The organism is Tepidanaerobacter acetatoxydans Re1 (assembly GCF_000328765.2).
GTDB classification, from domain to species: Bacteria; Bacillota; Thermosediminibacteria; order Thermosediminibacterales; family Tepidanaerobacteraceae; genus Tepidanaerobacter; species Tepidanaerobacter acetatoxydans.
Genome location: NC_019954.2, coordinates 1,625,394 through 1,650,040 on the forward strand (window position 1 = coordinate 1,625,394; position 24,647 = coordinate 1,650,040).

General features: G+C 37.5%; 27 protein-coding genes and 1 tRNA gene. 6 read left to right on the forward strand and 22 right to left on the reverse strand.

Annotation, left to right across the window (positions count from 1 at the left end; all coding sequences use genetic code 11):
• Positions 1 to 91 precede the first annotated feature (91 nt).
• The 13 genes from TEPIRE1_RS07915 to TEPIRE1_RS07975 all read right to left on the reverse strand — a co-directional run bounded on the left by TEPIRE1_RS07915 (position 92) and on the right by TEPIRE1_RS07975 (position 12,698).
• Positions 92 to 1,381, reverse strand: coding sequence for a TRAP transporter large permease (locus TEPIRE1_RS07915; protein ID WP_013778649.1), 1,290 nt, complete (start codon positions 1,379 to 1,381; stop codon positions 92 to 94).
• Between the two features lie 4 nt (positions 1,382 to 1,385).
• Positions 1,386 to 1,862: a TRAP transporter small permease gene (locus tag TEPIRE1_RS07920; protein ID WP_048894711.1), complete on the reverse strand. Its 477-nt coding sequence runs from the start codon at positions 1,860 to 1,862 to the stop codon at positions 1,386 to 1,388.
• 72 nt (positions 1,863 to 1,934) lie between these two features.
• Positions 1,935 to 2,975: a TRAP transporter substrate-binding protein gene (locus TEPIRE1_RS07925; protein WP_013778651.1), complete on the reverse strand. Its 1,041-nt coding sequence runs from the start codon at positions 2,973 to 2,975 to the stop codon at positions 1,935 to 1,937.
• A 107-nt stretch (positions 2,976 to 3,082) separates the two neighbouring features.
• Complete coding sequence (locus TEPIRE1_RS07930) at positions 3,083 to 4,342, reverse strand: ROK family transcriptional regulator (protein ID WP_013778652.1); 1,260 nt, start codon at positions 4,340 to 4,342, stop codon at positions 3,083 to 3,085.
• A 188-nt stretch (positions 4,343 to 4,530) separates the two neighbouring features.
• Positions 4,531 to 5,598, reverse strand: coding sequence for a Gfo/Idh/MocA family protein (locus TEPIRE1_RS07935; RefSeq protein WP_013778653.1), 1,068 nt, complete (start codon positions 5,596 to 5,598; stop codon positions 4,531 to 4,533).
• 218 nt (positions 5,599 to 5,816) lie between these two features.
• Complete coding sequence (locus TEPIRE1_RS07940) at positions 5,817 to 6,545, reverse strand: aspartate/glutamate racemase family protein (RefSeq protein ID WP_013778654.1); 729 nt, start codon at positions 6,543 to 6,545, stop codon at positions 5,817 to 5,819.
• 53 nt (positions 6,546 to 6,598) lie between these two features.
• Complete coding sequence (locus TEPIRE1_RS07945; protein WP_013778655.1) at positions 6,599 to 7,792, reverse strand: NAD(P)/FAD-dependent oxidoreductase; 1,194 nt, start codon at positions 7,790 to 7,792, stop codon at positions 6,599 to 6,601.
• Positions 7,789 to 8,052, reverse strand: coding sequence for a (2Fe-2S)-binding protein (locus tag TEPIRE1_RS07950; RefSeq protein WP_013778656.1), 264 nt, complete (start codon positions 8,050 to 8,052; stop codon positions 7,789 to 7,791). Before TEPIRE1_RS07950 ends, TEPIRE1_RS07945 begins: the two co-directional genes overlap by 4 nt.
• A gap of 2 nt (positions 8,053 to 8,054) precedes the next feature.
• On the reverse strand, positions 8,055 to 8,567 hold the full coding sequence (locus tag TEPIRE1_RS07955) for a 4Fe-4S dicluster domain-containing protein (protein WP_013778657.1): 513 nt from the start codon (positions 8,565 to 8,567) through the stop codon (positions 8,055 to 8,057).
• Positions 8,564 to 9,658 (reverse strand): NAD(P)/FAD-dependent oxidoreductase, encoded by a 1,095-nt coding sequence (locus tag TEPIRE1_RS07960; RefSeq protein ID WP_013778658.1) that lies wholly within the window; start codon positions 9,656 to 9,658, stop codon positions 8,564 to 8,566. The genes TEPIRE1_RS07955 and TEPIRE1_RS07960 overlap by 4 nt, the downstream gene beginning before the upstream one ends.
• Positions 9,655 to 9,972, reverse strand: a complete 318-nt coding sequence (locus TEPIRE1_RS07965; protein ID WP_013778659.1) for a (2Fe-2S)-binding protein — start codon at positions 9,970 to 9,972, stop codon at positions 9,655 to 9,657. Before TEPIRE1_RS07965 ends, TEPIRE1_RS07960 begins: the two co-directional genes overlap by 4 nt.
• Before the next feature lie 399 nt (positions 9,973 to 10,371).
• Positions 10,372 to 11,535 (reverse strand): tRNA uracil 4-sulfurtransferase ThiI, encoded by a 1,164-nt coding sequence (gene thiI / locus TEPIRE1_RS07970; protein ID WP_013778661.1) that lies wholly within the window; start codon positions 11,533 to 11,535, stop codon positions 10,372 to 10,374.
• Positions 11,536 to 11,537: 2 nt separating this feature from the next.
• Positions 11,538 to 12,698, reverse strand: a complete 1,161-nt coding sequence (locus tag TEPIRE1_RS07975) for a cysteine desulfurase family protein (RefSeq protein WP_013778662.1) — start codon at positions 12,696 to 12,698, stop codon at positions 11,538 to 11,540.
• A gap of 480 nt (positions 12,699 to 13,178) precedes the next feature.
• Here TEPIRE1_RS07975 and TEPIRE1_RS13920 point away from each other — a divergent pair, with 480 nt between their 5' ends.
• Positions 13,179 to 13,385, forward strand: a complete 207-nt coding sequence (locus tag TEPIRE1_RS13920; protein WP_414929838.1) for a ferritin family protein — start codon at positions 13,179 to 13,181, stop codon at positions 13,383 to 13,385.
• 24 nt (positions 13,386 to 13,409) lie between these two features.
• Entirely contained in the window at positions 13,410 to 13,640 is a 231-nt protein-coding gene (locus TEPIRE1_RS13925; RefSeq protein ID WP_015295521.1) for a spore coat protein, read from the forward strand.
• 111 nt (positions 13,641 to 13,751) lie between these two features.
• Here the strand turns inward: TEPIRE1_RS13925 and queG are convergent, their stop codons facing one another.
• A complete protein-coding gene (gene queG, locus TEPIRE1_RS07990; protein WP_013778663.1) occupies positions 13,752 to 14,786 on the reverse strand; it encodes a tRNA epoxyqueuosine(34) reductase QueG in 1,035 nt (344 codons plus the stop codon).
• Positions 14,787 to 14,884: 98 nt separating this feature from the next.
• On the opposite strand from queG, the gene TEPIRE1_RS07995 reads away from it, so the two are divergent.
• Complete coding sequence (locus TEPIRE1_RS07995) at positions 14,885 to 15,139, forward strand: DUF896 domain-containing protein (protein ID WP_013778664.1); 255 nt, start codon at positions 14,885 to 14,887, stop codon at positions 15,137 to 15,139.
• Here the strand turns inward: TEPIRE1_RS07995 and TEPIRE1_RS08000 are convergent.
• On the reverse strand, positions 15,136 to 15,651 hold the full coding sequence (locus tag TEPIRE1_RS08000; RefSeq protein ID WP_013778665.1) for a cysteine hydrolase family protein: 516 nt from the start codon (positions 15,649 to 15,651) through the stop codon (positions 15,136 to 15,138). The two genes, TEPIRE1_RS07995 and TEPIRE1_RS08000, sit on opposite strands and share 4 nt — an antisense overlap.
• 303 nt (positions 15,652 to 15,954) lie before the next feature.
• Between TEPIRE1_RS08000 and TEPIRE1_RS08005 the strand changes: the two genes are divergently transcribed.
• From TEPIRE1_RS08005 to TEPIRE1_RS08015, 3 genes are all read left to right on the forward strand, one after another.
• The gene (locus TEPIRE1_RS08005) at positions 15,955 to 16,641 is read left to right on the forward strand and encodes an AzlC family ABC transporter permease (protein WP_013778666.1); all 687 of its coding nucleotides are present in this window, start codon (positions 15,955 to 15,957) and stop codon (positions 16,639 to 16,641) included.
• Positions 16,631 to 16,957, forward strand: a complete 327-nt coding sequence (locus TEPIRE1_RS08010; RefSeq protein ID WP_013778667.1) for an AzlD domain-containing protein — start codon at positions 16,631 to 16,633, stop codon at positions 16,955 to 16,957. The genes TEPIRE1_RS08005 and TEPIRE1_RS08010 overlap by 11 nt, the downstream gene beginning before the upstream one ends.
• Before the next feature lie 264 nt (positions 16,958 to 17,221).
• A tRNA-Leu gene (locus tag TEPIRE1_RS08015) sits at positions 17,222 to 17,306 on the forward strand.
• A gap of 153 nt (positions 17,307 to 17,459) precedes the next feature.
• Here the strand turns inward: TEPIRE1_RS08015 and TEPIRE1_RS13840 are convergent.
• From TEPIRE1_RS13840 to polA, 7 genes are all read right to left on the reverse strand, one after another.
• Entirely contained in the window at positions 17,460 to 17,606 is a 147-nt protein-coding gene (locus TEPIRE1_RS13840; protein ID WP_013778668.1) for a hypothetical protein, read from the reverse strand.
• On the reverse strand, positions 17,603 to 19,231 hold the full coding sequence (locus TEPIRE1_RS08020; protein WP_041591437.1) for an ABC transporter substrate-binding protein: 1,629 nt from the start codon (positions 19,229 to 19,231) through the stop codon (positions 17,603 to 17,605). Before TEPIRE1_RS08020 ends, TEPIRE1_RS13840 begins: the two co-directional genes overlap by 4 nt.
• A 97-nt stretch (positions 19,232 to 19,328) precedes the next feature.
• Positions 19,329 to 20,363, reverse strand: coding sequence for a nicotinate phosphoribosyltransferase (locus tag TEPIRE1_RS08025; RefSeq protein ID WP_013778670.1), 1,035 nt, complete (start codon positions 20,361 to 20,363; stop codon positions 19,329 to 19,331).
• Between the two features lie 19 nt (positions 20,364 to 20,382).
• On the reverse strand, positions 20,383 to 20,829 hold the full coding sequence (locus TEPIRE1_RS08030) for a DUF441 domain-containing protein (protein ID WP_013778671.1): 447 nt from the start codon (positions 20,827 to 20,829) through the stop codon (positions 20,383 to 20,385).
• Positions 20,830 to 20,842: 13 nt separating this feature from the next.
• Positions 20,843 to 21,388, reverse strand: a complete 546-nt coding sequence (locus tag TEPIRE1_RS08035; RefSeq protein ID WP_013778672.1) for a lytic transglycosylase domain-containing protein — start codon at positions 21,386 to 21,388, stop codon at positions 20,843 to 20,845.
• Positions 21,389 to 21,390: 2 nt separating this feature from the next.
• Positions 21,391 to 21,987, reverse strand: a complete 597-nt coding sequence (coaE, locus tag TEPIRE1_RS08040; protein WP_013778673.1) for a dephospho-CoA kinase — start codon at positions 21,985 to 21,987, stop codon at positions 21,391 to 21,393.
• 14 nt (positions 21,988 to 22,001) lie between these two features.
• A complete protein-coding gene (polA, locus tag TEPIRE1_RS08045) occupies positions 22,002 to 24,596 on the reverse strand; it encodes a DNA polymerase I (protein WP_013778674.1) in 2,595 nt (864 codons plus the stop codon).
• Positions 24,597 to 24,647 lie beyond the last annotated feature (51 nt).

The window sequence follows — 24,647 nt, forward strand, 5'->3', positions numbered from 1 at the left end:
TATATAACATCGGACCGATATGGTTGAGATTTTGTAAAAGGGGTAGCTTTAATGCAACCACATCCTTTTTAATTTATATAAACTTGTTCAATTAATTCCCCATCATTAAATTCGGAAGAAACATAGTTATAGCCGGAACATAAGTTACCAGGAGTAAAACAGCAATCATAACTACATAGAATGGAATTAAGGCTTTAGTAAGTTCTTCGACGCTAATATCGCCGACAGCACACCCAACAAAAAGAGCGCTCCCTACAGGAGGTGTCATTAAACCAATGGCAAGGTTTAGCATCATTAAAATTCCAAAATGAATCGGATCTATACCTACATTTGTTACTACAGGCAGTAATATAGGTGTAGCAATTAAAATCAGCGGTGCCATATCCATAATCATACCTAAAAAGAGAAGTAATAGGTTAATTATTAGTAAAATCACATATTTATTAGAAGACAGAGATAATAAAACCTCAGTAGCAAGAGCAGGAACCTTCAAATATGCAAGCATCCAGCCGAAAGCGCTGGAAGAAGCTATAAGCGCTATTACAATAGCTAAAGTCTGTAAGCTATCAATTAAAACGTTTTTGAAAACTTTTATGGGTACTTTATATACGAGAAAAGTTACTATAAAAGCATAAACTGCTGCTATAGCTGCAGATTCTGTAGCGGTGTACAGACCTGTTACTACACCTACAACTATTATTAGAGCAGTAACAAGACCTAAAAATGCATCTCTTGTTATTATAAGAGCTTCTCTGAACGGAACCGGTCTTTCTGCAGGGTAGCCTCTTTTTACCGCAACTATATAAGTATATATCAGTAAGGCAACGCTCAATGTTAGACCTGGCACTATACCTCCTAAAAAAAGTTTGCCTACCGATACGCCTCCGGCTGCCAACGAATAAATAATCATATTATGGCTTGGAGGAATTAAGACTGCTTGAGCCGAAGTAGCAACAGTTATCGCAACTGAGTAATCGTTGTCGTAACCTTTTTCACGCATCATCGGAATCATAATGGAGCCAAGAGAAGAAATGTCAGCTACGGCAGAACCAGATATCCCGCCAAAAAATGTGCTATCTAACACATTTACCATAGCTAATCCTCCCCTTACACGTCCAACAAGAACATCTGCAAACTTAATAAGTTGTTTTGATATGCCGCCTTGACCCATGATTTCTCCTGCTAAAATGAAAAAAGGGATACTCAGTAGTGAGAAGGAATTTATCCCCCTTACTAGAGCTTGTGCCATCATAGCCACAGGTACACCTACATAATAGGCAGTGGCAACCGAAGAAATCCCCAAAGCAAAAGCTATAGGTATTTTGAGTAACATTAATGTGATGAAACTACCTAAAAGTAAAGTAATTGCTGGAATATCCATGATTTTATATGGTCTCCTCCCTCGTTTTATCTTTAATAAAAGAAGTTATAGTATAATAAACCATTGCTATCCCACCCAGCGTAACTGGGATATATAGAAAAGAAGAATTTAACTTTAATCCTGGCATATAATTTTTTGTTGCTACCTTGCTCATGTTAAAGCCTTCTACAATCATGAAAACTGAAAATGCAAAAATCAGAATTCTTTTTAATATGACTAGAAAACGCTCTTGAGCAGGGGTTAGGAACTTATCAATGACCTGGATAGCAATATGCGTATCATCTCTTACACCTAGAGCTATGCTTAAAAAACCAAACCATACCATACAAAGTAAAGCACTTTCTTCACCCCAAGCCGGAGTCTTACCTAAAAAGTAGCGGGTAAAAACAACCCAGGAAACAATGATTGTCATTAATACCAATAAGACCATGCCGAAATATTCTACGAATTTATTAAAATACTCATCAATTTTTTTAAACAAGTCCTCCACTCTCCTATTATTTTGCCGCCGATTTAAGATCGGCGGCAACTTATGCATGTTATCGGAGCCTATTTATTTTGCTGCCTTAATCTCTTCTATCAGATCTTTGTAGTCGGCACCAAACTTCTCATAAAGCGGTGCAACAGCATCTTGCCAAGGTTTAAAATCTTCAACTTCAGTTATGATGTTGCCGTTTGCTTTAACTTTTGCTATGGATTTTTCTTCATATTCTTTCCATGCTTTTCTTTGAACATCTTGAGATGCCCTAGCTGCTTCTTTAATAATGGCCTTATCTTCATCGCTCAGTTTATCCCATGTAGCTTTAGAAGCAACAACAACTTCCGGAGTCATTGTATGTTGGTCCATAGTAAAATATTTGGCAACTTCATAGTGTGAACTGGAATCATAGCTGGGCCAATTGTTTTCGGCACCATGTATAACACCGGTCTGAATGGCACTGTATACTTCGCCGTATGGCATAGGAGTTGCTGAGGCTCCGACAGCTTCAACCAAACCTACCATTAACTCTGATTGCTGAACACGAATTTTTAAGCCTTTCATATCTTCAGGGGTTTTTACCTCTCTCTTACTGTTGTAAAAATTTCTGGTTCCAGAGTCATAATATGTTAAGCCGATCATATCAGACTCTTCCAAGGTATCAAGTATTTCTTCACCAATAGGTCCGTTAAGCACTTTCCATAGATGGTCTTCATTTTCAAATAGATACGGAAGTGATAGCACCCTAAGTGTCTTTGCAAAGTCGGATAACGGCTGGGCATTGACTCTTGCAAAATCTAAGCCACCCATTTGGATAGCTTCGATTACACTTTTTTCATCTCCAAGCTGGCCTCCTGCATAAACTTCAATCTTGATTCTGCCATTTGTCTTCTCTTCAACAATTCTTGCCATTTCCTTATCGCCGATAGTTGTAGGATAATCCTCCGGCTGATTCTCTGCAAGTTTTAGCACTATAGGTTCTTGGGCAACTTCTCCCTGTTTATCGCTATTTTGGTCGGTCTCGGACCCATTTTGGCCGCAGCCGCTAAGCGATAAAACTAATACTATCAAACACACAGTCAGTAAAACAAACTTTTTCGAGCGAAACAACGACATAATACACCCTCCATTTTTTTAATTTTAAGACAAGCTACTCTATAACAGATTCCTGTGACTAAGCTATAGGCTCACCCCTTTACTTAAATAATTTACTTAATTTATTTCTATTCATATGAAGCTTGTTGTACATCTTCAAGCATATCTGAATTCGATTTAAATAAATGCTTTAACACTAAGGCGCACGCTCCCATTACTCCGGATTTATCTTTAAGCGTTGAAATTTCTATATCTGTAGAAAGCACTATTTCAGGAAATGCATGAGTATCAATGTTTTGCTTTATAACATCCATGAAATAGTCTGCTACTACTGACATTTTCCCACCGATAAAAACTATTTTGGGATTATAAAAGTTTATAACATTGGCTATCGCTTTACCTACATATACAGACATTTGCCTTAAAAGTTCCCAAGAATATGAATCTTTAATACATGCAGACTTTATTATATCTTCTATAGATATTTCATTATTAGCCAACCAAGCCTTTTTTAATGCATCATCATCAGGTATTACAGGCAACTCCGACTTGGCTTGCCTTACCAATGCCGGGATGCCGCATATGCTTTCCAGGCATCCTCGGTTTCCGCAATTGCACAGAGGACCATCTTCCTGTATTGACATATGACCGATTTCGCCCGCATGACCTTGAGCCCCTTGCAGTACTCGATCATTAATCACAATCCCTGCGCTTATGCCTTCACCTAAATTAATATACACTAAATCCTTACAATCAGCTCCTCCTCCAAACCATCGTTCGGCCAGAGCCGATGCATTGGAATTGTTTTCTATAAAAACCGGTAGTTCAAGCTCGTTTTCTAAAATCTCCTTTACCGGGAAATTATTCCAGCTTGAACCTAAGTTGATTGAACGTTTAACACTGCCTTCGCAAATATTCAGCAGACCAGGAAAAGCCACCCCAACTCCGAGAAAAGTTTTCTTAATATATCTTTCTTCATCCATAATCTTTTTTATTTCAGCTGACAACTGCTTTATGCCTATTTCAGGCTCAGTCATATCGATGTTTAACGTTCTAAAATCTGTGGGAGGGTTTTTTAAATCCGCTGTACCTGTAAAAGACTCAAACCTTGTAACTTCAACGCCCATAACGTATCCTGCATCAGGATTAAAACGCAGCTTAACCGGTCGCCGACCTCCTCTGGATTTGTCAAGACCCACCTCCTTTACAATTCCCATATCCAGTAATTCACGAACTATACCTGTTATAGTCGGAGGGGTCAGGCCTGTAACTTTTGCAAGCTGCTGGCGTGATATAGGTTCATGTTTTTTTATTGTATTTATAACTGACATTCTATTCAGTTTTTTTACATATTTACTATTACCTGGTTCTTTTGCCAAATATATCACCCTTATCTCTGCATCTTAAAATCATACTTATTTAAATTAATTAACTATCTTTTTATAATATATTCGCCGTAAAATTATAAAATCCTCTTTTCTGAAAAACTTTTTTAGTATTTATTTTATGATAAGTATTTCACCACTGGCATTTTCTTTGCTTTTAAAGGTTTTTGCGGTTTTTCTATTTAGAAATTCTAATTAAATCCATTCCTGATACCTTCGTTTAAAAACAAACTGTCCGGTAAAGGCAGTTTGACAGGCTTACCGGAAAGAGATGATTTGTATATTGCCAAGATTATCTCTAAGGATTTTCTGCCCTCTTTGCCGTCTACTCCTATATCCGACCCGGTTCGGATTGCCTCAACCATTTCTTCAAATTGCCTCTTATGGTTTTCAAATAAAACAGCGGGACTGTTCGCACCAGTTCCCTGTTTTTCTGTTTTACCGGCTATATCTTCACCGCCTATTATGTGAAGACCTGTTATAGCATCGTTTTCTATAACCATAGTCCCATTAGAGCCGTATATATCTATTCTGGACATTAAACCTGGATATGCATTAGTAGTAGCTTCAATAATTCCAAAAACACCATTGGCAAATTTTAAGTTTGCTACTGCTAAATCTTCTACTTCAATTTTGTGATTAAATGTGCCGCAATTTGCAAAAACTTCCTGTACTGGACCTAGAAAATGTTGTAAAAGATCGATATAATGGATGGCTTGATTCATCAGGACACCCCCTCCATCCAATTTCCATGTTCCTCGCCAATCGGCACTGTCATAATATTGTTGACTTCTGTACCATTTTATATAACAGCCCCCGAAACAAATATTGCCTAATTTTCCTTCATTAACTATTCTTTTAGCTGTTAGCATGTCTTTTTCATATCTTCGCTGAAAAACTACACATAATTTTAATTTATTCTTTTCAAAAGTTTTTATCATTTCATCAGCTTTTTCCAGAGTGACATCCATTGGTTTTTCAACAATAACATGCTTACCGCTTCTAGCCGCTTCAACTGCCATATCTGCGTGAAGACCGCTGGGAGTGCAAATATTTATTACATCAATATCTGGCCTTTTTAACATCTTGCTAAAATCCGTATAGAAATCACATCCATATTTAGCGGCAAACTCCTTGGCTCTGCCAACACTCCTCGATGAAACAGCAACTAATTTTGCATCTTCTATGTGGGATATGGCAAGTGCATGCGTATCTGCTATAGCACCGCAACCTGCTATTGCAAATCGTATTTTCTCCATTCGATAGACCTCCTTGTGCTTGGATAATTAAATGACTTTAATAAGTATATATTCTATAAAATATCGAAAATTCCTTTATTAATGTCATCAGTTACTTAATTTGGAGAAATGAAACCGTTTAATCATAAAAAAAGAGCACCAAAACTTTTTTTGGCATGCTCTCCTTATATAAACAGTTTTACTTTTATTAGCCGCCTACAGTATAATCAACATTATTTTTAAAAAAAATTAGCTGTTAATCTAAGTGAGTTATAAACATAATTTGTCAGGGTGATGATATCAAAGACCGGTAACTGCACCGCTTCTTGTACGGCATTTCTAAACGGCGGCATGTTCGTACATTCAAAAACTATTGCACCTATATCGGGATTCTCACTTACCATGGTTTGTGCAACCTTAATCATTTCTTGTTCAGCTTTTGAAATGTTAAGAGTTGTTTTCTGGTTTAGAAAAACAGCAGGGAATTCCTCCTCTTTTTCCATACCGTAAACCACTGTAGGAACATCGGCAGCTCCTGCTCCTTTAAAATGCAGTTTCGTAAGATGAGGCTTACTGGCAGTCATTATCCCAACACTCTGACCCTTTCTCAGCATCCGGTAAACCATGGAAACTTGAAGAAGACTGGAACTAAATACCGGAATATTTACTGCATCGGCTAGATATTCTTGGAAAATAGCCAAAAAACCGCAGCTTGTAGTAATAGCGGATACGCCCTCTCGTTCTAGTTCTTTTGCAGCTTCAATAAATGGTTGAACTAGCGATAAGTCGGCATCTTTTACTACTTTTTGAGAAGTAGCACCAACTACCTTTTTATATCTGACCGGAAAACAAAAAGTACCTGCATTGCCTATATCTCCGCAAATCCGAGGAAATTTCGTATCAAGCATGAGTATGCCAATGATTTCACCGTAGTTGGTTCTGCCGCCATTGACAATCATGTCAAACATGTCATTTCTCCTTTATCGATTTGTATCTATTTATTATACCTGATAGTCTTTATTTACACTGCATTTTCATTACCTAGCAAAGGCCCAAACCTTGAAGGGCTTAATTCGCTTACATCCATAAATGTTTTGCCTTCTGTAATCAAGTCAGAAATAATCTTTCCTGTAACCGGAGAAAGTGCTATCCCGTCGCCCTCATGCCCAGCAGCCATTATAAAGCCTTGTACATTTTCAACAGGTCCTAATAGCGGCAGTCCGTCAGGAGTATAAGGTCTAAGACCTGCAAAAGACCTGATAGCATGAATATTTCTTAAGGCAGGTACTAAACGCACAGCATTGTTCACAATGGCATGAAGTGCTTCATGAGTAGTATTTTTATTATAACCTACAAACTCACGGGTAGAACCTATTAATATCTGTCCATCACGTGTCTGACTCAGTGAAAGACCTACTCCAAGCCGGGTTTCTGGATTATCCGATTCTTTTAGTATATTTGGATTATATTTTGCTGCTATGTATTTTGCGCAAAGCACATCCGCCATAACCAGTTTCGGTACAGACTCCGTCACAATTATCTGACCCCTTCTGGGTTTTATGGGAAGTGAAAGGCCCACCATTTCGCCGATGAATGGAGCATAAACCCCAGCTGCATTTATAATTATATTTGTTTTTATTTCTCCTCTATTAGTAATAACTGACTTTACTTTACTATTTTCTGCTCTTATGTCTAAAACCGAAGTGCCAAGATATACTTTTGCACCTAATCTCTTTGCAGCTCGAGAAAATGCGAAACAGAGCCGCATTGGGTTTACATGAGCATCCAGCAAGCTATATGTAGCTCCCACTAAATGCGGTGAAAGCCCGGGTTGAATCTTCGATGCTTCCTTAAGGCTTAGAAGTTTAACTTCAAGACCGATCTCTTTTTGCCGTCTTACAAAATCCTTCATAACTTTTAGTTGGTCTTCATTTTCGATTAAAATCATACCACCGGTAGCTTTGTATTCTATATCAAAGTCCAGTTCATCTGCTAAAGTTTTATACATTTTTGCGCTTTCCATAGCAAGCTGTAAGTGGATACCCGGGTTTTTAGATTGCAAAATTATATCTATATCACAAGCTCCTGAAGAACCTGATGCCAAGTCGTCTTTTTCAAGAAGAATTATTTCCATACCCTTCTTTGATAGGTAGTATGCTATAGAAGTGCCTATTACACCACCGCCTGCAACTACTGCATCAGCGTTTTTCTTCACTCATCTTCCTCCTCCGCGATTTCTCCGATTTTTATAGCACGTACCGGAGGTCTGGAGGTGGGGGGTTTTATTTCAGCCGGATCCTCAACCTTTGCCAGCATTTGAGTAACCAAGCGCTGGCAAGTTCTACCCTGACACAGACCCATACCGGCACGAGTTCTGCGCTTAACTCCGGCTAAAGTTGTAGCTCCATCATCAATAGCCTCTTGAATTTCTTTCCTCGTGACTTCTTCACAACGACAAATATATTCTTCATTCATTATTATTCAGACCTCCCTAGGCGTTTTATACTCCGAACGATATTTATATATTCAGCAGGTACTTCAACCGTTATAACGGCAGTAGCATCGTATTTTGGAGATTTGATTATTCTTAATACTTTGCCCTTAACCACTGCACTGCCTTCTCGGTCAACACAATCAACTTCATCGCCCTTATTAGGTAGTGGATAATATTCAAACGGAAAACTGACTTCAGCTTTTTTCCCCGAAACGTTTAATAGAAATATTGCAAGTCCCGGACATGCGGCTATACATGTCCCGCAGCCAATACACTTATCTTCATCAAGTGTTGGCAAATTAGTAATTGGTTTACCTACAGTAATGGCACCATAGGGGCATGCCTCCTCACATGGATTGCACGGTATCTCTTGGACACATTCTATGCAAGCTACTGGCCCCTTTTGAATGCGGTCCTTGGATGGAACTCCCGGAATTTTAGAAAGCTCCTCTTCCGAAGGAAACCCTTGATAAATTACTCCTGATTTTTGTGTCATGCCAGTTGCCTCCTCGCATTTATCTGCTTAAGCTTAGCTGTAAATCTTCCTTCACCAAACGGCCCTGTACGCAATGCATCCAATCGGCCCCAAATTTGATTTTTCAGTTCTAGAGCCTGTTTTTCATCATAGTATCCTAAACTTTCGGCACAAGCTACACCGGCCAGTCTCCCTTCTTCCATAGCAGAAGATGCTTCTTCAACGCCTGTGATATCACCGGCTACATATATACCCTTTAATGTTGTTTCCATATTTCTGTCATGAATAGGGACATGACCTCCTAATGCAGGTATAAAGGTAAACTCACAACCTGCCATCCAAGCAAGTTCTGTTAAAGGCGAAAGTCCAACAGCAAGGCAAACAGTATCAGCATTAAATTGCTTTTCAGTTCCTTTAACCTGTTGCCACTTCTCATCAAGTTCTACAGTGATAACTTCCTCTACCTTTTCTTTTCCTACTACTTCTTTAATTGTGGTAGAGATGTATATCGGAACACCAGCCCTTCGAATCTTTGAGGCATGAACTCCATATCCGCCTATTTTGGGAGCTGCCTCTATCAATGCAACTACACCGGCTCCTGCCTGCATCAATTGATATGAAACTATGAGACCAACATTGCCAGACCCTACCATTACAATTTTTTGTCCCGGCAAAACCCGATTTACATTAATCATGGTCTGTGCCGCACCTGCACCCATAACTCCGGGCAGTGTGCATCCCGGAAAAGCCAATGCATTTTCTGAGGCACCGGTTGCCATCACTATCTTTTCGGCTTTTAAAGTGTGGTCTTTACCATTGGTAATAAAAGCTATAAGGCGGTCCTCATAAATTCCATAAACAGCAGCATCGAGCAACACTTCTACACCAAGTCTCTCGGTTTCTTCCAAAAGCTGCCGACCTATACGAAATCCTCTGGTTCCAGCTCTATGTTCCCTTGAGCCGAAAAACTTGTGGATTTGCTTAAAGAGTTGTCCTCCGGGCTTTAAATTTTCATCCAGCACCGTTACCTTTGCTCCGGCTTTTGCAGCTTCCACGGCACACGAAAGACCAGCAGGACCGGCACCTATTACGGCGATATCCGTTGTTTTCATAATCTGTCACCCCACTCCCCAAGACCTTTCTGAGTGTTTATAATCATTCCGTCTCTAACCGGTGTAACACATGTTCTGACATTGGGAATACCGTCAACTGTCATTACGCAATCAGTACAACGGCCAATTGCACAAAATATTCCTCTGGGTTTATGATATTTTTGAGTTTCTCTAAATTTTTTTATGCCCGCGGCAAGAAGGGCAGCGGCGATCGGCTCTCCTTCAATAGCTTGTATTTTTTTCCCATCCACGGTAATCGTAGCATTAAATTGTCTTGTTTCATCCCCTAGAATGGGATGGTGCATTACGCGCAATTAATCTCCCTCCAATTCTTGTTTCAAATAGCATTTAGCTGCTAGTTTAGAATATCTGACCATTCTATCTGTCTTACGTGTTAAAATAATGCAAGAAATATGCCTTTAATATTTTTTTATATTCTCTTAAGTGTTTTACGCTTACTATTTAGGGAAAACCTTTGTCAAATATACTTTAGGAAGCATTTTTGACAAAAAGTTCTGTGCTGAAAAAATTATCATTTTAATACATGTTTATAGCTTTTAGAAATATTATAAAAAATTGCCTTATTACCAGTCAATAATTTTTCCTCCAAAATTATTTCCCATAAAAGCAAAGACGGTTTTTTGACCGTCATTTGATACATTTATAATTCCTAGAAATTATTTTATAATAATTAGAATATCTTACAGTTAAAGCTATGGTTGCACATCTATGATTTCAATATCCGTAAGACCTATTTCTGTCAATTTTTTTATATCAACCCCACTCTCGGCTTTTTGAACACTTAAAAGATTTGGACGCGTTTTAGGATGCTGAGGTACGAAAACCGTACAACAATCCGCATACGGCTCTATGGAAATGTCATATGTTCCTATTTTCTTTGCGATATCCATAATCTCTATTTTATCACAACCGATAAGCGGGCGAAATATCGGCATTGTAGCAACTTCATTGGTTGCAACTAGGGCTTCCATTGTTTGACTTGCTACTTGCCCCAAGCTCTCTCCCGTTACCAGCGCTTTTGCACCTACATTCTCAGCAATTTCTTGAGCTATTCGTATCATCATTCGCCGCATAATTATAGTTAAAAATTCATCAGGAGTATTTTTACTAATTTGCTTTAAAACTTCCGTGAAATTTACCACGTGCAATCGCATTTGACCCGAATACCCTGCTAAAACTCTACAAAGCTCTATCACCTTTTCTTTTGCCCTATCACTTGTAAAAGGAAAGCTGTGAAAGTATACAGGTTCTATTTCAACTCCTCGCTTCATCAGCATATAAGCAGCTACCGGACTGTCAATACCTCCGGAAAGCAATAATACAGCCTTTCCATTACACCCCAGTGGCAGCCCTCCCGGTCCGGGAACTCTTTCACAATAAACGAAAGCCTTTTCCCGAATTTCGATATCAACTCTTATTTGAGGATTATGAACATCGACTTTTAAATTCCCAAGATTACTTAAAATATATGCCCCTACTTCTCTACTTACTTCAGGAGATTTAAGCGGAAAAGATTTATTAGGTCGTCTGGTTTCTACTTTAAAAGTTTTACCTTCAAATTTTTGGCCCTTGACTACTTCAAGAGCAGCTCTTTTTATTTGCTCTAAATCATTTTCACAGCTTAGCACAGGGCTTATGTAAACTATACCGAAAACTTTTTTTAAGGCATTTATAACTTTTTCCCGCGGTGCTTTTGTAAAACAATAAATTCGTCCATGAGTTTTTTGAAGACGGACGTTTTCATCATAAGGTCTCAATGCTTGTTTAATTCGCTGCATCAGAATTCTCTCAAAAAAAGGTCTGTTTCCACCTTTTAAGGCAATTTCGCCAAAACTTATCAAGTAAAGACTCTCCATTTTTACCTCCTTACAAACTTTCTTATTTCATTTACTTCTTCGGTAAGGACTCGTATGGTATAATCCATATCATCTGATGAAAGAAAAGGTGATAGGCTAAACCTTAAAGCACTATCCTGTTCTTCAGGACTCTTACCTAAGGCTCTTAACACATGACTTGTTCCACTCTTGTGTGAGGAACAAGCCGAACCTGTAGATACATATATACCTTTTGCCTCAAGCGCATGTAAAAGTATTTCTCCCTTTGTACCAAGGAAAGAAATATTTAGAATATGTGGAGCTCCTATATCAGGACCATTTAAAACTGTGTCCGGTATTCCTTTTAGTATACCATCTTTTAAGTGTTTTTTAAGCTCCTCCATTTTACTTTGCCAATTTATCATATTATTAAAGCAAGCTTCGGCTGCCACACCCAATCCAGCAATTCCTGGCATATTTTCCGTTCCCGAACGAAGGCCTGATTCCTGACCACCGCCATGTAAAAGGGGTTCTATGCGCACTTTATCTCTTACAAAAAGAGCACCAATCCCTTTAGGACCATATATTTTATGACCACTCAAAGACAATAAATCAATACCTTTCAAATTAGGAACAAGAGGCATTTTCCCAAAAGCCTGTACCGCATCAACGTGAAAAAGTATATTTTTGTTATGTGTTTTAATAATTTCGGCTATATCCTCTATGGGCTGAATCGACCCTACTTCATTGTTTACATACATAACACTTGCAAGAATGGTTTCCGGTGTTAATGCATTTTTTAATTCACTTATGTCTATAAAACCTTCCTTATTCACTTTAAGATACGTAGTTTTAAAGCCCTCGTTTTCAAGAGCCTTAAATACCTCTAAAACCGATGGGTGTTCAATATATGTGGTTATAATATGATTGCCCTGCCGTCGAAGGTTGTGAGCAGCTCCCTTAATAGCCCAATTATTAGATTCTGTTCCACCTGAGGTAAAATATATTTCGCCAGGGTCTACACCTAATACTTGCGCTACTTTCTCGCGTGCCTGCTTCATTATTTTCTCGGCTTCAATTCCCTTTCCGTGCAGAGAAGAAGGATTACCAAAATACACTGTCATTACATCAAAAACAGTTTGTGCTGCTTCATCCAAAACCTTAGTTGTCGAACTGTTATCAAGATATACCTGCCTCAAATTCATCACCCGCTATACTTGTATTATCCTCGGATATTTATTTAAAATAAAGCTTTACCTGTTTTAAATCTTCTGTAATGCCGCATAAGTTTTTTTTCGAATGGATAAGCATTACCGTCCCACAGGTTTTACCATTTATACACAGATCCAAAGGTTTAACATTTTTATTATATCACAAGTTTATACTGTGTCATCAACTTTTGCCCTACTTATTAACAGAAAAAACTTTAATTCTTCCTTACTCCAACAAACTCTAACAGTAACCTAATGCAAAGCAAATTCCTTAATGTTTTTTGGCATTTTTAAAAACATCCTTCCCGTTATTGCTGATATTAGTATTCATCTTTAAATTTTTTTTAATTATATTTCGCGAAAAATTCTATTACCATAATTTGTAAAGCATATACTCGTTTTAAAAAATATAATTAAGGCATAGTAACTTAAATTACGGGATAAAATAAGACTGTTGAATGAAAGTTATTGGAGGTGAATCAGTTGCCATTAACTCAAAAAGAAACCATGCTGCTGCAGGATGCCTTAAGTCATGAACAGATTTGTGTGCTAAAGTATAATAATTATGCAAATCAAATGCAGGACACAGAGCTTTCCTCTATGTTTAAAACCCTTGCAAATCGTGAACAGCAGCACATTGACACTATTAACCGGCTTTTACAACAGAATCAAAGTCAATAATTTATTGTATAGGGAGGTATTTTGATGAATCAGACACAAAACAAAAACATAGCCGGAACTAATATTGATAAGGATATCCTAAACGATATGCTTATGACAGAAAAATATGTTTCCGGAACTTACGAAACAGCCGTAATGGAGGCAGCTAACGAAACTGTAAGGGATACACTTCGACAGATTCAAGATGAAGAACAGCAGCATGCAAAGATGATCTTTGACGCTATGAATCAGCGCGGCTGGTACACGCCACAGTAATCAATCAACAGGCGGCAAGAGGTATTTCTCTTGCCGCCTCTCTTTATAAATTCCATGTCTGAGTATTTTGTAAACAATAACTGTTCCAATTTTAACCAAGCATGACCCCTCTTAACGGCACAAATAATTCTGTAATGACCAACGAGCTTGTTCTCTTACAATTTCCGATGGATCCTTAGTTAGTACCTTAAGTAAATTTCTAGTATTTTCACTTCTCAGGTTTCCCAATGCACATACGGCATTTCGGCGAATGACGTTTCTTCCACGCCAGCCGGCAGCTATATTATTAAACATCATATTAAAATCTTGCTTGCTCAATATTGCAAGCTTTTCCAAATCTCTTTCTGCCGGAATATCGGGTATAAACTCTTTATGATTGGGAATTTTTACTTTCTGATTACAAGGACAAACCTCCTGACATGTATCACATCCAAAAACCCTATCACCAAGAGCTTTTCTGAATTCTTCCGGAATATGCCCCCTGATCTGGGTAATATAAGAAAGACATCTGTACGGATTTATTTGAAAAGGTGCCATCAGTGCCCCCGTAGGGCACGCACTTACGCAGCTGCCGCATCCGTTGCAGTTACTTTCAATATGGCTGTCCGGTTCGATTTCAATATCTGTTAGAATCTCCCCTAAAAATATCCACGAGCCTAATTCTGGTGTAAAAAAGCATGTATTTTCGCCAATCCATCCTAAACCTGCTCGTCTGGCAGCAGCTTTTTCAATGAGGCTACCTGTATCAACTATAATCTTAAATCTGCCGGGACGTTTTTTTGAAATAAAATCAACAACATGTCTTAATTTTTCACTTAGTATGACGTGGTAATCCTTAACTTGGGCATACCTGGAAATTTTTCCCTCAGACCTACTTTCTATGTGAGATGAAACAGCCTCTAATGAGCTTTGCGAATATATAAGATAACCCATGGCAAAACATATAATGGTTTTAGCACCCGGTAAGGATTTTTCCGGATCACATCTGATTTCAATATCCTGTTCTTCGAAAGGGGATATTAAATTTTTTGCCTTCCTTTCTAATAAAACTTCCTTTTCCTGCAAAAATGGCTTAGCTGTTGTAAAACCGACTTTATCCAAGCCTATTTCCTTTGAAAAATAAATTATATCTTGCTTTATATCCATATTTCTCTCCGATTTGAATTTTTCACGAAAATATTTATAATTATATTATACCTTATAATGAGAATTTACTTCAAACAACTTGAAAAGGATGATTTTCTATGATATCGAAGGAACAAATCGCTCGCATCAACGAACTTTATAAAAAACAAAAAAATGGCGGTCTTTCCGAAGAAGAAAAAAAAGAGCAGGCATACCTACGCCGGCTTTATATTGATTCTATGAAGTCAAATCTCAAATCACAGTTAGACAGCATAAAAATTGTAGAGCCTTCAAACTACTGTAATCATCAACACGAGGATAAAAACTGCGGTCATTCGGGACATCGCAAGGGATGCAGCTGCAAAAACCATTAAATAATCAAACAGCCTAATGTATTTTTTGCCTCTTTTAATGCAAAATCATGTGCCTCTTCATCAAAAGAAGCTACTCCATCTTTGTAAATATTCACTTTATACGCCAAATTTCTAGCATCAGCAGCGGTATAAAGCACACAAATATTTGTACAAACACCCGCTAGAAATATTTCATCAACTTTATTTTCCCTTAAATATAGATCTAAATCAGTTCCAAAAAAGGCACTGTAACGTCTTTTTACTATTATTTTATCATCATCTTTTACATCCAAATCTTCGATTATTTTCGCACCGCAAGTTCCGGCAATACAGTGAGGAGCAAACATCTCAAACTCTTTATCGTTTTTTTCATGGTTATCACAAATAAATATAACCGGATAGTCATGCTCCCTGAAATTGTTTATTTTTTCCTTTATAAACCCTATAATGGCTTTACCTTGCGGCCCCACACTCAAAGCACCGCCTTCATAGATAAAATCTTTCAGCATATCGATAACAAGTAAGGCTTTCACTTTTAAACTCTCCCTTCTTTTTTAAACCTAAAAAAAATACATTTTGTTTATTCTCAGTTGCATTAATTACATTATAGCATGTTTTTGTAAATATTATAAAAATACTTGAATTCACTGTATCAAAAAATCCGCAGCGATATTAAGCAGGTTGATAATGTACAGCAAGTTTAACGGACTAAAATCCGTGGCCACAGATTACAAAGCTCGGTGCTTTGATGATAAGCATTTCATTTTCTATATTGACATGAATCGAATTTATCTGCTATCATAAAATTTAATTATTATACGTTATGAGGGATAATCATGCACTCAAGCAAAGAAAGTGACTTCATTTTTGGAATAAAGCGAGCTGCACCGATTGTATTTGGATATATCCCTGTTGGCTTTGCTCTCGGAGTAATGGCTGCCGATATAGGCCTAAACCCTCTGGAAATGGGTTTAATGTCTGCATTTGTTTACGCTGGTTCGGCTCAATTTATAGCTGTAAATATGCTGGGTGCAGCTGCAAATACCATCGCTATAATAATAACTACATGTTTAGTAAATTCGAGGCATCTATTGTTCAGTGCTTCACTGGCACCGCATTTTCAGGGAATAAAGCAAAAACTCATTACCTTTATTTCTTTCTTTATCACTGATGAAAGTTTTGCTGTAAGCATTACCGACGCAGAACAAGGTCCACTTTCTCACACTTATTATTTAGGTCTTTATATCACCGCTTACTTAAGCTGGATTTTCAGCACTGTTTTAGGTACAAAATTGGGCAGTTTTATACCGGATACAAAAGCCCTTGGTTTTGATTTTGCTCTGCCAGGAATGTTTCTCGTTTTATTATGTATGCAGCTTAAAAACACTAGATATGTCTTGGTTTCATTGATATCAGGCTTGCTTTCTATATTATTCATATATCTAATACCGGGAAACTGGAACGTTATTTTGGCTACCGTAATTGCTGCAATAGTAGGGGTGTTTATAGACAATGAAGATTGACTTGGGTTACATATATCTTGTCATTGCAATGGGAATCGTAACTTATCTTCCGAGAATGTTGCCTGCGACTTTGCTGTCAAACAGAAAAATCCCAGAATTTTTTATAAAGTTCTTGAGATTTGTTCCTGCGGCAGTGCTTTCTGCGCTGTTTTTCCCCGGTGTAATTATGGCAGAAAATAAATTGAATATTACTTTCTCTAACCCCCTGTTATTAGCTTCTTTGCTGACCTTTCCCATCGCTTACAAAACAAGAAACATGTTTGCAACTGTGCTGTCAGGAATGGGTTTTGTTATATTATTCAATTACATTATATAAAAATATTTTGTTTACGAAGTTGTTTCTACGGATATGAGGATTTTTTCCGTCAAGCGCCGGATGAACACTTATGAAAACATAAGCTTCTGATGGTTCCCTGAGAATAATTTGAAATACCCTGATTCATGCATATAGGATATGGCATGTTCATGGCAGGATTGGCAATATTTTCAGCCTATATAATGAGACGATGCGGTTTGAAAAAATCGCTTTGGGATGTATTGACATAAAAACGATAAGAAGGTATAATGTTTATTGTCATATGCGGGGATGGCGGAACTGGCAGACGCGTACGTTTGAGGGGCGTATGGGTTATCCCGTGCGGGTTCAATTCCCGCTCTCCGCACCATAATCATACTAAGTAAATTTCAAGCGAGCTATATTGCTCGCTTTTTAAGTGTACTTATTTTAAAGCCTGCTAGCTATGCCCGTAATTTCAAAATGCTTATAGTCTGTTGCCAGCAAAATACTTTTATATGCTAAAATAAAATGGCCCGGAATTTTAAGTTGTCAAAAACTTGAGCACATAATATATCGCTATAACGGCACCAAATATAATAAGCACTGGGGGCAGCAGCAACTCAAATGCTGCTATTATCATTGCTAAGATATCTTTTGCATCTAAATTGGGTTTTTTAGGTGAATTCATTGTTTAATCCACCACTCATTTATATTATTGAACAGGTTTATGGGGTCAGGCTCGACTCCTTTTAACCTTTTGTTTAAAGCTAAAATTTCATTAGGACTGTAAAGAAACAGATATGGTAAATCACGGTTTATAATTTCTTGAGCCTCATACAAAAGTTCCTTTTTGCTTTCATAATCTGTCTTAGCTTGAATCAAAATATCATCAAGTTCGGGATTTGAATATGATACAAAGTTATACCCGTTCTTTATTTCACTGCTGGCGAACATAAACTGCAAATCCGGATTAGGCGCAAGTTTCCACCCCATAACAGCAGTATCGTATTTTTTGCTCATAACCTTGCTTTTTAATTCATCCCATGTGACATTTGTAAGTTTAACAGAAATACCTAAGTCTTTTAAATCCTTTTCTATATGGGATGCCGTTTGATATCGAGCTCCGTTTGAAGTATTAACCAATAACTCGAATTCGAGTTTATATTTCTTTTTACCAATGGTTTTCTCTAAAATTCCATCATCATCTTTGTCTTCCCAACCTGCTTCTTTAAGTTTTTGTGCTGCCGTTCTCTTGTTATACATTATCTGTTGCATATTAGAATTAAAAGCCCACGAATAAGGTAAAATTGGACCGTCAATCACTAAACCCCGTCCTAAAGTTGTATCCTGGAGAATTCTGTTTCGATCAATTCCCATAAGCATAGCTTGGCGCACATTAACATCACTTAATATGGGATTGGTTAAGTTTACTGCGATAAATTCAAAATATCTTGAGGGATATTGAAGCAGATAAACATCTTCCATTTCATGGAATACATTCCAATCCTCCGGTTCAATATTAATCATATCAACTGCCCGCTTGTTAAATGCTTCCTTGATAGCAGTATTATCCGGGAAAATTTTGATATTCATTCCTTCTATATATGGTTTTTCACCAAAATAGTCATCATTTCTCCTTAAGCTTACTGAGTCGCTTGACCTACTAACTACTTTAAAAGGCCCTGTACCGATATATTCAGACGCTGTTTTTTCTGTACCTTTACTTGTTTTTAATGTTTCAATAAATGATGCTGAAAGGATGCCTCTAGTCATGCCGTATAAAAAATCAGCATCAGGTTTATATAAAGAAATAATAAAAGTATTTTTATCCAACGCTTCGTAGCTTTGAATATTGTCAAATTCAGCAAAATCCGGTCTTTCAACTTTTTTTACAGATTTTTTTAATTCTTTTATTCTATCAAAGGTAGCTTTGACATCTGCTGATGAAAATGTTTCCCCATTATGCCATTTTACATCAGTTCTTAGATTGATAGTGTATATTTTACCATCCTCATCAATTTGCCAACTTTCAGCAAGAGCAGGTTGTAGCATACCTTGACCATCGATTCTCACAAGGCCTTCGTAAATAAGGCTTAAAATTGCCTTTGTTTCCTCATCATTTGCCATTAAAGGGTCCATGTTTAAATTCGAAGTTGTGGCAAGACTAACCGTTCCGCCGCTTTGAGGGGATTCAGCCACTTCTTGTTTCTCCGGTTCCTTTGGCTCAATAGGGCTTAAATGCTCTGTATCGGAACAAGCTGTGCTAAAAAATACCGTTATAAATATTAATATTGCTATCAGTTTTCTTTTCATGGACGGCACCCCAATAAAATCATTTCTAAATTGCAATTTAAATAATGCCTCAATAATGCTTCGGTTTTCATGTTTATTATATTATATATATATTGGATCACTTCATTCTTTTAAGTTTAGGATTATCCTTTAATCCGGGAATTCGACCTCGTTTGGCAACAGGTGTGCCATCTACCATTTTTAGATCCAATGTCATATCTATAGGTGTAGCACCGGATATATAGCTGCCAACGCCAAAAGCATCTGCTCCGGCTTCAATAAGAATCTTTATTCTTTCAGGGCTAAGACCTCCTGATACAAATATTTTTACATAATCATAGCCCTTTTGGTCTAATCGCTTTCTAATTTCATATATAAGCTCCGGTGTGACACCCCCGCGTTCACTTGGAGTATCCAGCCTTACACCTTCCAAGTCCTTTCCTAAAGCCATAGCTACATTTAATGCTTCCTCAGCTTCATCTTTAAAGGTATCTACAAGAATTATTCTCGGAGAATCTGGCGGCATAATCTCATCATAGGCTTTTGCTACTTTAACAGTATCTCCTGCCATTATTATAGCCGCATGGGGAATAGTCCCGGAGGGTTCTCTGCCCAGAAGTTTCGCTGCTAAAATGCAGCTGGCATTATCAGCACCACCTACTACTGCCGCTCTCTCCATAACCGGTGCAACAGCCGGATGGACATGTCTTGCACCAAAACATATGCAAGTCTTATCTCCTGCAGCTTCACGGCAACTGCGTGCTGCTGTCGCCCATCCACTAGGATGTGCCATCATCCCAAGAAGAACCGTTTCATATATGCCAAACTCTTCATAAGAACCTCTTATTCTCATAACCGTGTCTTTTGGCTCGAAGGTCTCACCTTCCGGAAGGGCATATATTTCAATGTTTTTGTTCTGTAAAAGACTTAAAACCTCTTCAACGCCGCACATAACGCCAGATTTTCTGGGGAACACTTCAGCCACCACTTCTTTTGTTGAAATATTCATATGCCGCAAAATTTCCATGGTTTTAATAAAATATATATCTGTTGTCATTCCGGCAAGTATCTCGTCGTGATTGGCTGAGAACAATCGCCTTTTTGAATCAATTTTAATGTTTTTGACATCATTTAATGATTTGATTTCTTCCATAAAGCAAACCTCTCTCTTATTATTTTATGTATTTCATAATTACTGCAACTATGCCCGCAGCTGTAAGCGGGCCAACGGGAACACCTTTGAAAAATGCTATACCTATGAGAGAACCAAGTATAATACCCACAACCACCTGAGGACTTTCCGCTATTAAATTGGTCCCTTTACCGGAAAGAATTACCGTAAGAGCTCCTGCTAATAGTGCTGCAAGAGCTGAAGGGTTTTTTAAAGCTCCATTCACATCTTTTATGGTGATTTTACCTGTTGCAAAAGGAGCAATAATTCCCATGGTTAAAATGATTATACCCCATTTTAATGCATTTTTGTCAATAAAAATTAATACTTGCTTTAAATTAATAAGTTTTAAGCCAAGAATTACAGTAGCAGCTAAAGCAAGCGAATTGTTTTTTGAAAGTACCCCTAAAATAAGTATTACTAAAATTATTAATACTCCTTGATCCATAAAAATGTTCACCTCACAGCTTATAAAGTCGCTTGTACCACTTATAGGACTTTATTACCTTTGCAACAAAATTTCTGGTTTCCGAAAACGGAATCTCGTCTATTGTTTTTTCTTCAAAACTACCTTGTGCTTGCCAATCGGCTACATTACCTCGACCACCGTTATATGCAGCCAAAGTTAAAATAATATCATCATCAAATTCATTAAGCAGCGAGGCAAGATACCATGTTCCAATTCTTATATTAAGATCCGGGTTGTCAATATCTGATATATCAATATTTTGTATTCCCATTTTTTCTGCAGCCCAAAGAGCAGTTTCGGGCATTAACTGCATAAGACCTATGGCACCCTGTGTTGATACGGCTTTAGGCGAAAAATTGCTTTCGACTTTTATTACTGATGCCACAAGATATGGATCAACGTTGTATTCTGTCGCATACCGAACAATGGATTCTTCATATTTAAGTGGATAAATGTACTTCATGAACCAATATATATTATTGTATAAGGTAAAAATACCAATAATTATTATCAATATTGCTGCAGCTTTTTTAGACACAACTATGAAATTTCCCTCCAAATTTCATCTATCTGTTCCCTCGTTTCTTCTATGCCGGCATTATTGTCTATCACCCTATTTGCATATTTTAATTTTTCTTTTAATGGCATCTGAGACTTTATCCTATTTAAAGCTTGAGCATGAGCCATATCCTTTTCTCGCATTATTAATCTTTTTATCTGGGTTTTTTCATCAACAGCCACCAGCCACACTTCATCTACCAAGGCATCTAAACCCGACTCCAAAAGCAGCGCCGCATCAATAACTATTACTTTTCTTCCAGCTTTTTTATAGTTTTCCAGTTGTTTTTTTATTTCTTTTAAAATTTCCGGATGTGTAAGACTGTTCAGAGCCTCTAGCTGGATTCTATCTGAAAATACAATATCGGCAAGTTTTTTTCTATCTATATCGCTTTTATCATCATTTAATATCTGTTCTCCAAAATGATTTACTACATTAATCCATACAGGCTTACCCTTTGACATTATTTCTTTTGCTATTTCATCTGCATCTATTATAGCAGCACCTTTGTCCTTAAGCAATGACGATACTGTACTTTTCCCACTGGCTATGCCACCGGTAAGACCTACCACGGTCAAAGCCATCCCTCCTTCTACAGTTCTTCCCAATTATAACCCTGTTTAAAATCCACTACAAGTGGTACCCTTAAAGGAATAGCATTTTCCATATGCTGCTTTAGTATCTCTTTAACAGCAGTAAGCTCTTCTTCGGGCACATCTAAAATAAGTTCATCATGCACCTGTAAAAGAATCTTGGCCTTTAAATTGTTCTGTCTTAAATTATCATGTACTTTGACCATGGCTATTTTGATTATATCGGCAGCACTGCCTTGAATGGGTGTATTTACAGCCGTCCGTTCTGCAAAGGATCGCAGGTGATAATTTCGACTATTGATGTCAGGAATATAGCGGCGGCGATTAAGCAGTGTGGTAACATATCCTAAGGCTTTGGCCGACCTTATGGTTTCCCTTATATAGTCTCTCACTCCCGGATATCTTGCAAAATACGCATCTATATATTCCTTTGCTTCTTGGTTCGATATTCCTAAGTTTTGAGCCAGACCATAATCACTTATTCCATAAATTATTCCAAAGTTTACTGCCTTTGCCTTATCTCTTAGCAATGGAGTTACTTCTTCCGGTGGCACGCCAAAAACCTCACTGGCTGTACGCCTATGGATGTCCTCACCGCTAACAAAAGCTTCAATCAAACCGGGGTCTTGTGACATATGTGCCAAAACTCTAAGCTCAATCTGGGAGTAATCTCCGGATAAAAGCACATGACCGGGCCCGTCAGACGTAAAAACTCCGCGAATATGCTTGCCTTCTTCGGTTTTTACAGGTATGTTTTGAAGATTTGGTTCTGTGCTGCTGATACGCCCTGTAGATGTCACCGTTTGATTAAAGCTTGTATAAATCCTGCCTGTCTTTTTATCCACCAAAGCAGAAAGCCCATCAGCATAAGTAGATTTCATCTTCATTAAAAAACGGTATTCTAAAATCTTTTCTATTATAGGATGGGACGGTCTTAATTTTTCTAAAACTTCAGCATCGGTAGAGTAGCCTGTCTTAGTTCTTTTGATAACAGGCAATGAAAGTTTTTCGAATAATATTTCACCAAGCTGTTTAGGTGAATTTATATTAAATTCTGTACCAGCTAAATCATATATCTCTTCGGTCAAAGCAGCAAGTTTTTTGCCAAATCTTTCAGACAGCTCTTGCAGCTTGGCAAAATCCACCTTTATTCCTGCATGTTCCATATCTGCTAAAACAACGCTAAATGGCATTTCAACCTCATAAAAGAGTTTATCCATTAAACAATCCTTTATTTTCTCATCCATGATTTTCTTGAGTTCAAAAAGATATGATGTCTTTTCATCAAAACTGGGAATATCCGACATCGTCTTTCCTAAATATTCCATAACAAGTATCGGTATATCATAACGAGGTTTTGATGATTCCAAAAGGTAGGCAGCTAACATAGTGTCAAACTGGCACCTGAAATCTATGCCTAACTGTCTCAAAACATTTCTTGTAAATTTACCGTCATGAGTGATTTTATATATAGCAGTATCTTCTAAAATTTGCTTTAAAAATGAAATACTGCTATTTTCTTTCAATAATTTATGACTAATGAAATAACACTTATTTTCCACTGAAATATATATACCATCTGTTGCATATGATACCAAGTCTTTTTTTTCAGCATCGACAAGAACCGCAATATTTTTTGAGGAGTTAATTTTTTTCACTAATTTCTGCAGTGCATTATTGTCTTCAATATTTTGCGTCGTCTCAGTATCAAACTCTTTCGTATCTATAGAATTTGCAGGTATTTTGACCCTGTCAATTAAACTGTAAAACTCCAGATCCCTAAATAAGTTTATCAATTTATCATAATCCGGTTCACAGTAAACAATATCGTCAGGGTTGAATTCCAAAGGGACATCTCTAACAATTGTAGCTAGGTATTTACTCGCTTCAGCTTGTTCGGCATATTTTTCTAAATTTTCTCTGACCTTACCTTTTAGCTTATCAGTATTCTTTAAAACATTATCTAATGTTTTAAATTCCTGAATCAACTTTGCAGCAGTTTTTTCACCTACTCCCGGCACTCCAGGTATATTGTCGGATTTATCTCCCATCAAACCCTTCATATCGGCTACAGCTTCCGGGCGTATGCCATACCTTGATTTTACCTTTTCCGTGTCATAGGTTTCCATTTCGGAAATGCCTTTTTTCGTAAGTAGAACATTGGTATTTGAAGAAACTAACTGCAAAGCATCCTTATCGCCAGTTACAATTATGGAAAAAATACCTTCCTGCTCTCCTTTTTTTGAAATTGTCCCCAATATATCATCTGCCTCGAAACCATCTGCTTCAATAAAATTAATGTTAAGTGCTTTTAGTATTTCTTTCAAAATGTCAAACTGCCCTATTAACTCATCAGGAGTCTTAGGCCTTGTAGCTTTATAAGCCGCATATTCGTCATGTCTGAATGTTGGACCTTTTTTATCAAAAGCTACCGTTACATAATCCGGATTTTCTTCTTGTAAGATTCTAAATAACATATTAAGAAAACCATATACCGCATTAGTATGCACACCCTTGGACGTTCTCAGGGGCGGTAGTGCATGAAAAGCTCTGTGAAGTAAACTATTTCCGTCAATCAATAGCATTTTCTTCATACTACTCAACTCCTATTTTACTACTATTATTTCACCAAAAATTATTAAAAA

Bases quoted from the DNA above. Each gene is read 5' to 3' on its own strand.
- TEPIRE1_RS07960 (WP_013778658.1), bottom strand. From the start codon at position 9,658: ATGAAAACAACGGATATCGCCGTAATAGGTGCCGGTCCTGCTGGTCTT.
- polA (WP_013778674.1), bottom strand. From the start codon at position 24,596: ATGAAGAAAATGCTATTGATTGACGGAAATAGTTTACTTCACAGAGCT.
- TEPIRE1_RS08010 (WP_013778667.1), top strand. From the start codon at position 16,631: ATGAAGATTGACTTGGGTTACATATATCTTGTCATTGCAATGGGAATC.
- TEPIRE1_RS07995 (WP_013778664.1), top strand. From the start codon at position 14,885: ATGATATCGAAGGAACAAATCGCTCGCATCAACGAACTTTATAAAAAA.
- TEPIRE1_RS07915 (WP_013778649.1), bottom strand. From the start codon at position 1,381: ATGGATATTCCAGCAATTACTTTACTTTTAGGTAGTTTCATCACATTA.
- TEPIRE1_RS07940 (WP_013778654.1), bottom strand. From the start codon at position 6,545: ATGTTTGACATGATTGTCAATGGCGGCAGAACCAACTACGGTGAAATC.
- TEPIRE1_RS13925 (WP_015295521.1), top strand. From the start codon at position 13,410: ATGAATCAGACACAAAACAAAAACATAGCCGGAACTAATATTGATAAG.
- TEPIRE1_RS08025 (WP_013778670.1), bottom strand. From the start codon at position 20,363: ATGGAAGAAATCAAATCATTAAATGATGTCAAAAACATTAAAATTGAT.
- TEPIRE1_RS07925 (WP_013778651.1), bottom strand. From the start codon at position 2,975: ATGTCGTTGTTTCGCTCGAAAAAGTTTGTTTTACTGACTGTGTGTTTG.
- thiI (WP_013778661.1), bottom strand. From the start codon at position 11,535: ATGGAGAGTCTTTACTTGATAAGTTTTGGCGAAATTGCCTTAAAAGGT.
- queG (WP_013778663.1), bottom strand. From the start codon at position 14,786: ATGGATATAAAGCAAGATATAATTTATTTTTCAAAGGAAATAGGCTTG.
- TEPIRE1_RS07955 (WP_013778657.1), bottom strand. From the start codon at position 8,567: ATGACACAAAAATCAGGAGTAATTTATCAAGGGTTTCCTTCGGAAGAG.
- TEPIRE1_RS07935 (WP_013778653.1), bottom strand. From the start codon at position 5,598: ATGGAGAAAATACGATTTGCAATAGCAGGTTGCGGTGCTATAGCAGAT.
- TEPIRE1_RS07975 (WP_013778662.1), bottom strand. From the start codon at position 12,698: ATGAATTTGAGGCAGGTATATCTTGATAACAGTTCGACAACTAAGGTT.
- TEPIRE1_RS13840 (WP_013778668.1), bottom strand. From the start codon at position 17,606: ATGAATTCACCTAAAAAACCCAATTTAGATGCAAAAGATATCTTAGCA.
- TEPIRE1_RS08020 (WP_041591437.1), bottom strand. From the start codon at position 19,231: ATGAAAAGAAAACTGATAGCAATATTAATATTTATAACGGTATTTTTT.
- TEPIRE1_RS08030 (WP_013778671.1), bottom strand. From the start codon at position 20,829: ATGGATCAAGGAGTATTAATAATTTTAGTAATACTTATTTTAGGGGTA.
- TEPIRE1_RS07950 (WP_013778656.1), bottom strand. From the start codon at position 8,052: ATGAATGAAGAATATATTTGTCGTTGTGAAGAAGTCACGAGGAAAGAA.
- TEPIRE1_RS08005 (WP_013778666.1), top strand. From the start codon at position 15,955: ATGCACTCAAGCAAAGAAAGTGACTTCATTTTTGGAATAAAGCGAGCT.